The organism is Paenarthrobacter sp. CCNWLY172 (assembly GCF_037402035.1).
Classification (GTDB): Bacteria; Actinomycetota; Actinomycetes; order Actinomycetales; family Micrococcaceae; genus Arthrobacter.
The window spans coordinates 449,503-462,083 of the sequence record NZ_JBBEGB010000001.1; the positions used below are offsets into that span (position 1 = coordinate 449,503).

11 protein-coding genes and 1 tRNA gene are annotated in these 12,581 nt (G+C 61.1%); 10 read left to right on the top strand and 2 right to left on the bottom strand.

What is annotated here, in order from left to right; translation table 11 throughout:
• Positions 1 to 163 precede the first annotated feature (163 nt).
• The 9 genes from WBN73_RS01990 (at position 164) to rplL (ending at position 6,704) form a co-directional block, all read left to right on the top strand.
• Positions 164 to 236, top strand: a tRNA-Trp gene (locus tag WBN73_RS01990).
• Between the two features lie 80 nt (positions 237 to 316).
• Positions 317 to 598: a preprotein translocase subunit SecE gene (gene secE / locus WBN73_RS01995; protein ID WP_024817604.1), complete on the top strand. Its 282-nt coding sequence runs from the start codon at positions 317 to 319 to the stop codon at positions 596 to 598.
• Positions 599 to 712: 114 nt separating this feature from the next.
• Positions 713 to 1,567, top strand: a complete 855-nt coding sequence (gene nusG / locus WBN73_RS02000; protein ID WP_089595812.1) for a transcription termination/antitermination protein NusG — start codon at positions 713 to 715, stop codon at positions 1,565 to 1,567.
• 130 nt (positions 1,568 to 1,697) lie between these two features.
• Positions 1,698 to 2,129 (top strand): 50S ribosomal protein L11, encoded by a 432-nt coding sequence (gene rplK / locus WBN73_RS02005; protein ID WP_011775609.1) that lies wholly within the window; start codon positions 1,698 to 1,700, stop codon positions 2,127 to 2,129.
• A gap of 147 nt (positions 2,130 to 2,276) precedes the next feature.
• Positions 2,277 to 2,984, top strand: coding sequence for a 50S ribosomal protein L1 (gene rplA / locus WBN73_RS02010; protein WP_090817733.1), 708 nt, complete (start codon positions 2,277 to 2,279; stop codon positions 2,982 to 2,984).
• 106 nt (positions 2,985 to 3,090) lie between these two features.
• Entirely contained in the window at positions 3,091 to 4,197 is a 1,107-nt protein-coding gene (locus WBN73_RS02015) for a GNAT family N-acetyltransferase (protein WP_337339342.1), read from the top strand.
• Positions 4,176 to 5,345 carry a GNAT family N-acetyltransferase gene (locus WBN73_RS02020; protein ID WP_280623263.1) on the top strand — a complete coding sequence of 390 codons (1,170 nt, stop codon included), beginning with the start codon at positions 4,176 to 4,178 and terminating at the stop codon, positions 5,343 to 5,345. The genes WBN73_RS02015 and WBN73_RS02020 overlap by 22 nt, the downstream gene beginning before the upstream one ends.
• A gap of 302 nt (positions 5,346 to 5,647) precedes the next feature.
• Positions 5,648 to 6,250: a 50S ribosomal protein L10 gene (rplJ, locus tag WBN73_RS02025; RefSeq protein ID WP_089595808.1), complete on the top strand. Its 603-nt coding sequence runs from the start codon at positions 5,648 to 5,650 to the stop codon at positions 6,248 to 6,250.
• 76 nt (positions 6,251 to 6,326) lie between these two features.
• The gene (rplL, locus tag WBN73_RS02030; protein WP_011775604.1) at positions 6,327 to 6,704 is read left to right on the top strand and encodes a 50S ribosomal protein L7/L12; all 378 of its coding nucleotides are present in this window, start codon (positions 6,327 to 6,329) and stop codon (positions 6,702 to 6,704) included.
• Positions 6,705 to 6,832: 128 nt separating this feature from the next.
• Here rplL and WBN73_RS02035 read toward each other — a convergent pair whose 3' ends face one another.
• Positions 6,833 to 7,315, bottom strand: a complete 483-nt coding sequence (locus tag WBN73_RS02035) for an aminoacyl-tRNA deacylase (RefSeq protein WP_242703355.1) — start codon at positions 7,313 to 7,315, stop codon at positions 6,833 to 6,835.
• A gap of 34 nt (positions 7,316 to 7,349) precedes the next feature.
• Positions 7,350 to 8,549 carry an acetyl-CoA C-acetyltransferase gene (locus tag WBN73_RS02040; RefSeq protein WP_337339343.1) on the bottom strand — a complete coding sequence of 400 codons (1,200 nt, stop codon included), beginning with the start codon at positions 8,547 to 8,549 and terminating at the stop codon, positions 7,350 to 7,352.
• A gap of 472 nt (positions 8,550 to 9,021) precedes the next feature.
• On the opposite strand from WBN73_RS02040, the gene rpoB reads away from it, so the two are divergent.
• Positions 9,022 to 12,528, top strand: a complete 3,507-nt coding sequence (rpoB, locus tag WBN73_RS02045) for a DNA-directed RNA polymerase subunit beta (protein ID WP_043471397.1) — start codon at positions 9,022 to 9,024, stop codon at positions 12,526 to 12,528.
• Positions 12,529 to 12,581 lie beyond the last annotated feature (53 nt).

Genomic DNA, 12,581 nt, shown 5'->3' on the forward strand with positions numbered 1-12,581 from the left:
CCTGCCGGACTTTGTGACTGATAATGCTGATCACAGGTTTTTAGGGCTGGGGGGACCGGAAACGGGCCGGTTCGACTATCGCGAAATTCTTGCGTAGACTGGTTCACCGGTGTTGAAAAGCACCACAGGCTGAAGTGCGGCCTGAAACATGGATTCGATCCATAGGGTAGTGGCGCAATTGGTAGCGCAGCGGTCTCCAAAACCGCAGGTTGCAGGTTCGAGTCCTGTCTGCCCTGCGCAAGCTGTCCCGGCGGAAACGCCGGGGCAAGCGCAGCAACCATGGCTCTGATCAGAGTCGGGTCAACGACTTTGCAAGGTGAGTGAGGACCAGGTGACCGAAACAGCTGCCAGCAGCTCGAAGGGCCGTCCCGCCAAGAAAGCCGATCGTGGCTTCTTCGCCCGTATTGCTCTCTTCGTCCGCCAGGTCATTGGTGAACTGAAGAAGGTCGTTGCTCCCACCCGCAAGGAACTGATCAATTACACGCTCGTGGTGCTGGTGTTCGTGGCCATCATGATGCTCATCGTCACCCTTCTGGACCTGGCCTTCGGCACGGGAGTCAGCTGGGTCTTCGGTGGGTCAGGGGCTACGGACCGCTAAGCGGATCTGTCCGCAAACTGTGTGAAATTCCTCGGTAATTCAGGAGTTTTGCAGGGTTTGCGGAATTGAGCCATTTAAATAGGCATGTTAGGCAATGAGGAAGCAGGAGACCAAGTGTCTGAGCAGGAGCTCGAGGTAAACGAGACTGAGCTGGAAGAAACTGAGGGCGCTGCAGTTGAGGCTGCGGAAGAGTCCGAGGTTGATTCTGCTGCGCCCGAATCTGCCGACGCCGATGATTCCGAAGAGGACTTCGAAGCTGACGTCGACGCCGAATCTGATGACGCGTCCGGCGATGTTGCAGACGAGGACGACGCTTCGGAAGAGTCCGACGGCGACGACCTGGCAGCCGCCGCTGCTGCAGCTCCGGCCGATCCGGCCGAAGAATTCAAGGGCAAGCTGCGCCGCCAGGAAGGTGACTGGTACGTCATCCACTCCTACGCAGGTTACGAAAACCGCGTGAAGGCAAACCTTGAGACCCGCATCCAGACCCTGGACATGGAAGATTACATCTTCGAAATCCAGGTCCCCATGGAAGAGGTCGTCGAGATCAAGAACGCGCAGCGCAAGGTCATCAACCGCGTTCGCATTCCCGGCTACGTCCTGGTCCGCATGGACCTGACCGACGCCTCCTGGGGCGCCGTTCGCCACACCCCTGGCGTCACCGGCTTCGTGGGCAACGCCCACAACCCCGTGCCGCTGCGCCTTGACGAGGTCTTCTCCATGCTCGCCCCGGTCTTCGAGGAAGAGCAGGCAGAGCAGGGCAAGCCGGTCAACAAGCAGAACCAGGCTCCCGTGGCCGTCGACTTCGAGGTCGGCGAGTCGGTCATCGTCAAGGAGGGCCCGTTCGAGACCCTTCCGGCAACGATCTCCGAGATCAAGCCCGAGTCCCAGACCCTGGTGGTCCTGGTCTCGATCTTCGAGCGCGAAACCCCGGTGACGCTCGCATTCAACCAGGTCACCAAGATCTAGCTGATTCCAAAATTTCGCTCCAGTCCTGCCTGCTTAGCAGTTCGGGAGCGGCCGGCCGCCTCGCCATGGCGGCCAAAAACCTGGGACGCGCTCCTGTGCCCCAGGAAGCTATTGAGAGAAGGACCCTACATTGGCTCCCAAGAAGAAGGTCACCGGCCTCATCAAGCTGCAGATCCAGGCAGGTGCCGCTAACCCGGCCCCGCCGATCGGTCCTGCGCTTGGCCAGCACGGTGTCAACATCATGGAATTCTGCAAGGCGTACAACGCTGCAACGGAATCCCAGCGCGGAAACGTTATCCCGGTGGAAATCACGGTCTACGAAGACCGTTCCTTCACGTTCATCACCAAGACCCCGCCGGCTGCAGAGCTCATCAAGAAGGCTGCAGGCGTCGCCAAGGGTTCAGCTACCCCGCACACCGTCAAGGTTGCCAAGCTGACCCAGGCACAGGTCGAGGAAATTGCTTCCACCAAGATGGAAGACCTCAACGCCAACGACATCAAGGCTGCTGCCCTGATCATCGCCGGCACCGCCCGCTCCATGGGTATCACCGTAGAAGGCTAGTAGTCTTCGAAGGCCATTGTGGCCTTCACCCGCCGGGCAACCGGCATCTGAAACATTTGAAATGTCGCAGGATCCTTGCCGGATCCACGACTGTGGCAGGGCCCAGCGCGGTCCGCAGACCACAACTGCACAAGGAGAAACAGCAGCATGGCAAAGCGCAGCAAAGCATATGAGGCAGCCGTAGCCAAGATCGAGGCAGACAAGGTCTACGCCCCGATCGAAGCCATCACCCTCGCGAAGGACACCAACCCTTCCAAGTTCGACGCAACCGTTGAGGTAGCTTTCCGTTTGGGCGTTGACCCGCGTAAGGCCGACCAGATGGTTCGTGGCACCGTCAACCTGCCGCACGGCACCGGTAAGACCGCCCGCGTCCTCGTTTTCGCAACCGGCGACAAGGCTGAAGCAGCAATCGCTGCCGGCGCCGACTTCGTTGGTTCCGATGACCTGATCGAAAAGATCGCAGCCGGCTGGACCGATTTCGACGCCGCAGTGGCAACCCCTGACCTCATGGGCAAGGTTGGCCGCCTCGGTAAGGTCCTCGGCCCGCGTAACCTCATGCCGAACCCGAAGACCGGTACGGTTACCCCGGATGTCACCAAGGCTGTCAACGACATCAAGGGTGGCAAGATCGACTTCCGCGTCGACAAGCACTCGAACCTGCACTTCATCATCGGCAAGGTTTCCTTCGACGCCAACAAGCTGGCCGAGAACTACGCAGCTGCACTGGAAGAGGTGCTTCGCTTGAAGCCGTCCGCTTCCAAGGGCCGCTACATCCAGAAGGCTACCGTTGCCACCACGTTCGGTCCGGGCATCACCGTTGACCCGAACGTCACCAAGGTTCTCACCGACGCGTAAGCTTCGCGAGCACTGGCTCTGATAAAGGACCGTCCGGCTATGCCGGGCGGTCCTTTTTTGCCTTGTTCCCTGTTCACCGGCAGTGGTGCGCCGTAGGCTGTGGTGCGTGTCGTCGTCGAACCCTTCCATCCCTGGCGGGCTGTCCGTAGAACGGATCCCCGTGCCTGCGCAGCCTGGTGACGATGAGTCGGAATTCAATGCGTTCCATGGGCTGGACATTGCCCACCAGCTGGAGCTCTGGGGCAACCGGGACCGTTGTCCCACGTTGGCTGAAGCAGCTGTCTTTTGGCGGGGGAGTGAGTACGAGGAGCGGCAGGCGTTCCTGGCCTATCTCGATGGTGACGTGGTGGGACGGGGAACGCTGACACTGCCACTGAGGGAAAACACGACGACGGCGGGCGTGGACGTCATCGTCGCCGCACCTTTCCGGCGGCGCGGGTTTGGATCCGCCATCCTTGGCGTTGTGGAGGAACTGGCGCGTGGAAGAGGCCGCATCTCCCTTGACGGGTACTGCGAGGAGCCACTCGGGCCGGCCACGGAACGGGCCCGGTTGCTGGAGGCCAAGTCCGGCACCGGCGGTGTGCCGCTGGATTCCGCATCCACCCTTTTCGCCCTCCATCATGGGTACTCGCTGGAACAGGTGGAAACAAACAGCACGCTGCCCTTCCCGGTCGGGGAGGAGATTCTGCGGGAGCTCGAGTCTGAAGCTGTGCAGCGGGCTGCCGGGTACAGCGTCATCGCCTGGCAGGACCGGTGCCCGGACCAACTGGTGGACGTCTTCGCGCGACTCAAGAGCCTCATGAGCACGGAAGTGCCCATCGCCGGGTTGGGCTGGGAGGGTGAAGACTGGGATGCCGCCCGGGTACGCCAGGAAGAATCCGCCTGGAGGGCGGGCGGTGTTGACCCCGTGGTGGCGGTTGCCCGGCACGACGCCACTGGTGAGCTGGCTGCCTACACAGTCCTGACACATCGCGCAGCCCTGCCTGCAGTGATCTACCAGGAGGACACGTTGGTGGCCCCTGGACACCGTGGCCACCGCTTGGGGATGCTGGTCAAGATCGCCAATCTTCGTCGCGCAAGGGACCTCTGGCCTGACGCCACGTCGGTGATGACATGGAACGCCAATGAAAACCGGCATATGCTGGCCATAAATAACGCCCTGGGATTCAAGCCCTCCGGCTTTGAAGGCGAATGGCAGAAACGGCTGGGATGACTGTAGACGAGGCAAAGACCGTTCACGTCGAGCAGCTGTGGGTGCCTGACACCCTGGACAGCCCCGACGCCGCTGATTTCCTGGACGCTGTGGAAGTAGGCCGACGGGTACGCATGGAGACCTGGGGGAGCGACGACCTCGCCTACACACCCCTGGAGAAGCTGCTGGAGTTCTCCGATCCCTATGAGCGCCAGATCATCCTGGTGGCCAAGGTCGATGGCGCCATTGTGGGCACCGTGGATATTGCCTTGCCCCTGGCCGACAACATGGACCTGGCCGAATTCACCTTGGATATCCTGCCTGAGTATCAAAGCCAGGGCGTCGGACGGCAATTGCTTGAAGCCGCCGAACAACTGGCGCGGGCAGAGGGCAGGACCATGATCCTGGTGGACACCAACCATCCTGCAACATCACTGACTGAGGTCCCCGAGGACCAGCTGATCCCTGGAAGCGGTGCGGGCTTTATTCCCGTGAGCAGCAGGGAAGTGGATTTTGCCAAACGTGCCGGCTACACCCTGCAGCACATTGAGCAGTTCAGCTCCTGCGTCCTGCCCCTCGACTCCAAACTGGTGGGCGACCTGCAGGTGGAGGCCGAGGAAGCCAATGGCGGCCGCTATGTCCTGCACCACTGGACGGACCGCTGCCCTGAACCGTGGCTTGAAGCCGTGGCGGAGTTGGAAAATGCTGCCGGCGAGGTGGTCCGCGATGAGGGGGAAGAAGATGCCCCCGAGGTCGAGGCAAGCGGCATGGTGTTCGATCCCGTTGTCCTGCGTGAAACAGAAGACGCAGCCCTGGCGCAGGGACGACGCACGGTGGTCACCGCCGTCGAGCATAGTGAGAGCGGACGTTTGGTGGGCCTGACCACCATCAGCGTCCTGGCGCACCGCCAGGACGTGGTTTTCCAAGACGACACCTTGGTCCTCCAGGAACACCGGGGCAACAAGCTGGGCCTGCTGATCAAGGTGGCCAACATGGAACGGCTCAGCGAGCAGTTCCCTGATGCCCGGGTGATCTACACGTGGAACGCGCCCGAGAACCGCTACCTCCTCACAGTGAACAAGCAATTGGGATTTACGACGGCGGGCGTCACCGGACTCTGGCAGAAGGAACTTCCCGGACGGGGCAAGGACACGACGTCGTCGGACTAGTACCGCCGTCGATTTGGTTTGGGGAACACTCTCCCGTAACCTTGAAATACCAAAGACCGTCGGTTGATGGGAATCCACTCTTTCGAGCGAAGCTCAATTCTGCAGCTACGCCCTTGAGGCTAAAGTGAATTCCTTGACGAAGGACCCTGAACATAGGGCGGCCGGCGCAGGTGAACGAAGCAAGTCTCCACGGATTCAGTCTGTGTTGAGCCAAGCCCCGTGCATCTGCGCGGGGCGTTTTTAGTTTTAGCTCTCGTGAGCGGGGACCCGGAAGACCGGCTTTATTCCCCGGAAGGAGGGTTATGACAACGCCTAGCAAGATCTCCGCAGTTGCAGAGATCACCAACGATTTCAAGGAATCGAACGCGGCTGTCCTGACCGAATACCGCGGGCTCACTGTTGCACAGCTCAAGGAACTGCGTGTTGCGCTCGGCCAGGACACCAAGTTCTCGGTCGTCAAGAACACCCTGAGTGCCATTGCAGCCAAGGAAGCTGGAGTTGAAGCATTCAACGATCAGCTCGCCGGCCCTACTGCAATCGCCTTCATCAAGGGTGACGCTGTTGCTGCTGCCAAGAGCCTGACGGACTTTGCCAAGGCCAACAAGCAGCTGGTTATCAAGACCGGCGTCTTCGAAGGCAAGGCATTGGACGCAGCAGGAGTTGCCGCACTGGCAGCCCTCGAGTCCCGCGAACTGCAGCTTGCACGCGTTGCTGGTGTCCTCAAGGCTCCCGCATCCGCTGCTGCTCGTATCATCGACGCCCTGCGCCTCAAGCTTGAAGAAGAGGGCGGCGCATCTGCACCGGCCGCTGAAGAAGCTCCGGCTGAAGAGGCTGCTGTTGAGGCTGCTGCTGAAGAGGTTGCGGCTCCGGCCGAAGCCGCTGAAGCTGCAACCGAAGAGAACTAAGTTCTCCCCCCAATCAAACTCCGGTGCATGGAGCGGCCTGGTCCGCATCTGCACCAACTAATGGAAGGACGCCACCATGGCGAAGCTCAGCAACGAAGAGCTCATTGAAGCTTTCAAGGAACTGACCATCATCGAGCTCTCCGAGTTCGTCAAGCTCTTCGAAGAGACCTTCGAAGTTACGGCTGCTGCTGTTGCAGTTGCCGGCCCCGCTGCCGGCGGTGCTGCTGAAGCTGCTGAAGAGAAGACTGAATTCGACGTCGTTCTCGAAGCTGCTGGCGACAAGAAGATCGCAGTGATCAAGGAAGTTCGCGCCATCACCTCCCTCGGCCTCAAGGAAGCCAAGGACCTGGTTGACAGCGCACCGAAGGCTGTTCTCGAAGGCGCCACCAAGGAAGCTGCCGAGAAGGCAAAGGCTCAGCTCGAAGAAGCTGGCGCAACGGTTACCCTCAAGTAACTCGTCTTGCTTGTGGAAGCCCCGCCCGTTCCGACAAAGGAACCGGGCGGGGCTTCCTGCGTTTAACCGCACCCAAGCAGGTGGCAGTTGAGCGCGTTTTGACGGCTCAAAACGCGCTCAATTGCGAGCTAGTTGGGTTCGCTGATGTCCGCTACTACTGCGCCCAGTGCGGCGGTGAGGGCGTCCGCGTCCACGAAAGCGCTCCGGCCGTGCGCACCTGCGCCCATGGAGATGCGACGCCCGCTGATGGTGGCGTCGGCGTACACGGGCCAGGCCGTGGTGCTGCCCAAGGGCGTGATGGTTCCCCGCTCGTATCCTGTGGCGGCCAGGGCGACGTCGGCGTGGGGGAGCGAGAGCTTGTTGACACCCACCAGTGCCCGCAGTTTCGGCCACGAGATCTGGCGGTCCCCGGGAATCAGTGCGAACAGGAAGCTGCCATCCCGGTGCTTGACCACCAACGACTTCACAATATCCGCAGGGCTGATGCCCAGGATTCCGGCAGCTTCTTCGAGGCTGCGCGCTGCGGGACGCTCGACGACGTCAACGTCCAGTCCGCGCGCGGCGGCATCGGACAGGAACCTCTCAGCGCCGTCCGTCACAGGTTCATTCACAACGTTTCCCACCAGTCCTGGTTCGAAGATCTTATTAGTCGCGGTACAGGAGAAGGGCTTCACCCTGGCCGCCACCGCCGCACAGCGACACTGCGGCTTTGCCCGTACCCCGGCGTTTGAGTTCGTGGGCTGCATGCAGCGCGAGGCGTGCGCCGGACGCCCCGATGGGGTGGCCCAGGGCAATGGCGCCGCCATGGATATTGCACTTCTCCAGCGGATAACGCAGGTCCTTGAGGGATTGGACCGCCACGGAGCCGAACGCTTCATTGATTTCAATGAAGTCCAGGTCCTCTGCCGTCCAGCCGGCCCGTTTCAGCGCTTGGGCAATGGCGTTGGAAGGCTGGGAATGCAGTGAGTTGTCCGGGCCGGCAACCTGGCCGGGCTTCCCCACAACGGCCAGGTATTCCAGGCCGTTGTCTTCGGCGAAACGGCGGCTGGTCAGTACCAGCGCGGAGGCGCCGTCGGACAGCGGAGAGGAGTTTCCTGCCGTAATGGTGCCGTCGGTAGCAAACGCGGCCTTGAGCGGCGCCAGGGTTTCCACTGTCGTGTTGGGGCGGACGCCTTCATCCGCGCTGAGGACCAGCGGATCGCCCTTGCGCTGCTTGACTTTCACCGGAGCAATTTCGACGTCGAACGTTCCGTCCGCGATGGCGGCAGCGGCACGCTGGTGGGAGGCAGCAGCAACCTCGTCCTGTGCCTTGCGGTCAATGCCAAGGGTGAGGTTCTTGGTTTCTGTGGACAAACCCATGGACTGTCCGTCGAATGCGTCCGTAAGTCCATCGTGGGCCGCTGCGTCCAAGGCCTGGATGGCACCGTAGGTCCAGCCCTGCCGGGAGCCGGGCAGGAGGTGCGGTGCCCGGGTCATGGATTCCTGGCCGCCGGCCACCACTACGGTGGCGTCACCGCTGCGGATCATCCGCGCGGCATCAATGACGGCAGTGAGCCCGGAGAGGCATACCTTATTGATGGTCAAGGCTGGAATATTCCAGCCAACGCCCGCGGCAATAGCGCTCTGACGGGCCGGGTTCTGGCCCGCTCCGGCCTGGAGCACCTGCCCCATGATCACGGCGTCCACTTGTTCGGCTTTCACGCCGCTGGCGGCCAGGGCAGCGGTGATGGCATGTGCACCAAGGTCGACGGCGGTGAAGCCCGCCAGCTGGCCGTTGAGTCGACCCTGTGGGGTACGGGAAGCGGCAAGGATGACAACGTCATTGTCGTCAGCGGAGTTGGTCATGGTCTCTCTTCCGATCCGGGAGTGGTGGTGCAAGGCTATCGCGGGGCGTGCGCCAGCCTACCCTTTCAACGGTTGTGCCTTCCGCTGCATTCCATCTCTTTTGCAGGAGCTCTTTGGCGGGGGATGCCTGCTGAAGCTTCGGGTTGCGCGGCTGGTGGATGCCTGTGGCGCCCGCCGCTTAGGTGCCTGCAGCAACGGTGCTTGCAATCACGGACGATCTGGGGTAGACAGGAAGGCTACTTTGCCGTATTGTAGATATTTGCGTCTTCCCTGTTAACCTTCAGCCTTCATATAGCGGTGGGCTTTACCTCTCAGCTGCGCCATTGACGTGCCGTTCCTTAACGTGCATAGCCAATGAGTGGACTGGGTCCGGGTCATATAGCGGAACCGGAATAAGTATCCTGCGGAGCACTCTGCGGGATGCAAACGGGGGAGATCTGAAAACGCCTGAAGGTCTGTGGAAGGATCCCTCTTGGTCGCCTCGAGCACCTCTAATAACGAAACCGCTAACACGGCAAGCACCGATGGTGCCACCCGCCGCCTCTCATTCGCAAAGATTCATGAACCGCTTGATGTTCCGAATCTTCTCGCCCTGCAGACGGACAGCTTTGACTGGCTCGTCGGAAACGAACGCTGGCAGGCGCGGGTAGCGAAGGCTGTCGAGGAGGGCGACCTCAGCGTCGCCACCACCTCCGGACTTGCCGACATCTTCGAAGAGATCTCCCCCATCGAGGACTTCCAGGGCACCATGTCCCTGAGCTTCTCCGAGCCGGAGTTCGCTGACCCGAAGTACACCATGGCCGAATGCAAAGACCGTGACGCCACTTACTCGGCACCGTTGTACGTCAAGGCCGAGTTCATGAACAACAACACGGGCGAAATCAAGCAGCAGACCGTGTTCATGGGCGACTTCCCCCTCATGACTGAAAAGGGAACGTTCGTCGTCAACGGCACCGAGCGTGTTGTTGTCTCCCAGTTGGTCCGTTCGCCGGGCGCCTACTTCGAGCGCACCGCCGACAAGACCAGTGACAAGGACATCTTCACTGCGAAGATCATCCCGTCCCGTGGTGCATGGTTCGAACTCGAGATCGACAAGCGCGACCAGGTCGGCGTTCGCCTCGACCGCAAGCGCAAGCAGTCGGTCACGGTTCTCCTGAAGGCCCTCGGCTGGACCGAAGGCCAGATCCTGGAAGAGTTCGGCCAGTACGACTCCATGCGTGCAACGCTGGAGAAGGACGCCACCGAGACCCGCGAAGACGCGCTTCTGGACATCTACCGCAAGCTGCGTCCGGGCGAGCCGCCCACAGTCGAGGCTGCCCAGTCCCTGCTGGACAACCTGTACTTCAACGCCAAGCGCTACGATCTTGCGAAGGTTGGCCGTTACAAGATCAACCGCAAGCTCGGCATCGACCGCTCCCTTGGTGACAAGGAAGCCTCGGTCCTGCACGTTGAAGACATCGTTGCCATGATCAAGTTCCTCGTCGCGCTCCACGCCGGCGAGAAGACCCTCATGGGCAAGCGCGACGGCGAAGACCACGAGCTTCGCGTCGACGTCGACGACATCGACCACTTCGGCAACCGTCGCATCCGCGCCGTGGGCGAATTGATCGAGAACCAGGTCCGCACTGGTCTGTCCCGTATGGAACGCGTCGTCCGCGAACGCATGACCACACAGGACGTCGAGGCCATCACGCCGCAGACGCTGATCAACATCCGTCCCGTTGTTGCAGCCATCAAGGAGTTCTTCGGAACTTCCCAACTGTCGCAGTTCATGGACCAGAACAACCCGCTGTCGGGTCTGACCCACAAGCGCCGCCTGTCGGCACTTGGCCCGGGTGGTCTGTCCCGTGACCGTGCAGGCATGGAAGTCCGAGACGTTCACCCATCCCACTACGGACGTATGTGCCCCATCGAAACCCCTGAAGGCCCGAACATTGGTCTGATCGGTTCGCTGGCATCCTACGGCCGCATCAACCCGTTCGGCTTCATTGAGACGCCGTACCGCCTGGTCTCCGAAGGCGTCGTATCCGACGAGGTCCAGTACCTGACTGCCGATGACGAAGCCGAGGTCCTGATTGCACAGGCCAACGCTCCGCTGGATGCTGACAAGAAGTTCTCTGAAGAGACCGTCCTTGTTCGTGCCCGTGGTGGTGGAGGCGAGCCTGTTCTGGTTCCCGCCGCTGACGTTCAGTTCATGGACGTTTCCCCGCGCCAGATGGTGTCCGTGGCAACTGCCCTGATTCCGTTCCTCGAGCATGACGATGCAAACCGTGCACTCATGGGTGCCAACATGCAGCGCCAGGCCGTGCCGCTGGTCCGTTCCGAGGCTCCTTTCGTGGGCACCGGCATGGAGCGCGCAGCAGCCGTCGACGCCGGTGATGTTGTCATCGCGAAGAAGGCAGGTGTGGTCACCGAAGTCTCCGCCGAACTGGTTGTCATGATCAACGACGACGGTACTGAGACCAACTACCGCATCAACAAGTTCGCCCGTTCCAACCAGGGCAACTGCTACAACCACCGTGTCCTGGTCAACGAAGGCCAGCGCCTGGAAGTTGGCGGCATCATCGCTGACGGTCCCGCAACGGACCAGGGTGAATTGGCCCTCGGTAAGAACCTGCTCGTGGCATTCATGTCATGGGAAGGCCACAACTTCGAGGACGCCATCATCCTGTCGCAGCGCATTGTTGCTGAGGATGTCCTTTCCTCCATCCACATCGAGGAGCACGAAATTGATGCCCGCGACACCAAGCTTGGTGCCGAGGAAATCACGCGTGACATCCCCAACGTGTCCGAGGAAGTCCTTGCAGGCCTGGACGAGCGTGGAATCATCCACATTGGTGCCGAGGTTGAAGCCGGCGACATCCTGGTTGGAAAGGTCACCCCTAAGGGTGAAACCGAACTGACCCCGGAAGAGCGCCTTCTCCGCGCCATCTTCGGTGAGAAGTCCCGCGAAGTCCGCGACACCTCCCTGAAGGTGCCCCACGGCGAGTCCGGTACGGTCATCGGCGTGCGCGTCTTCGACCGCGACAACGACGACGAACTGCCCCCGGGCGTGAACCAGCTGGTCCGCGTCTACGTAGCAGCCAAGCGTAAGATCACCGACGGCGACAAGCTCGCCGGCCGTCACGGCAACAAGGGTGTTATCTCCAAGATCCTCCCGATCGAGGACATGCCCTTCCTTGCAGACGGTACCCCGGTGGACATCGTCCTGAACCCGCTTGGTGTTCCGGGTCGAATGAACGTTGGACAGGTCCTGGAAACCCACCTCGGTTGGGTGGCCAAGACCGGTTGGAAGATCGAAGGCGAGCCGGAGTGGGTCAAGAACCTGCCCAACCTGCCCCGTGAAACCGGCCAGACCACCGTTGCCACCCCGGTGTTCGATGGCGCCCGTGAAGAAGAAATCACTGGTCTGCTTGACTCCACCAACGTGACCCGCGACGGCGACCGCCTGATCGATTCCTCCGGCAAGACCCGTCTGTTCGACGGCCGCTCCGGCGAGCCGTTCCCGGACCCGATCTCCGTCGGTTACATGTACATCCTGAAGCTCCACCACCTGGTGGACGACAAGATCCACGCGCGTTCCACCGGCCCGTACTCCATGATCACGCAGCAGCCGCTGGGTGGTAAGGCTCAGTTCGGTGGCCAGCGCTTCGGTGAAATGGAAGTCTGGGCGCTCGAAGCTTACGGTGCTGCCTACACGCTTCAGGAACTCCTCACGATCAAGTCGGATGACATCCATGGTCGTGTGAAGGTCTACGAAGCCATCGTCAAGGGCGAGAACATCCCTGAGCCTGGCGTTCCCGAGTCCTTCAAGGTCTTGATCAAGGAAATGCAGTCGTTGTGCCTGAACGTGGAAGTTCTTTCCACGGACGGAACCACGATCGAAATGCGTGACTCTGATGACGCAGTCTTCACGGCTGCGGAAGAACTGGGCATCGATCTGTCTCGTGCAGAGCCCAGTTCCGTAGAAGAGGTCTAGCAGCTGTTCCGGCGGGCAGCCTCAACAACTGTCCGTCGGAACAGCTCCCTCTT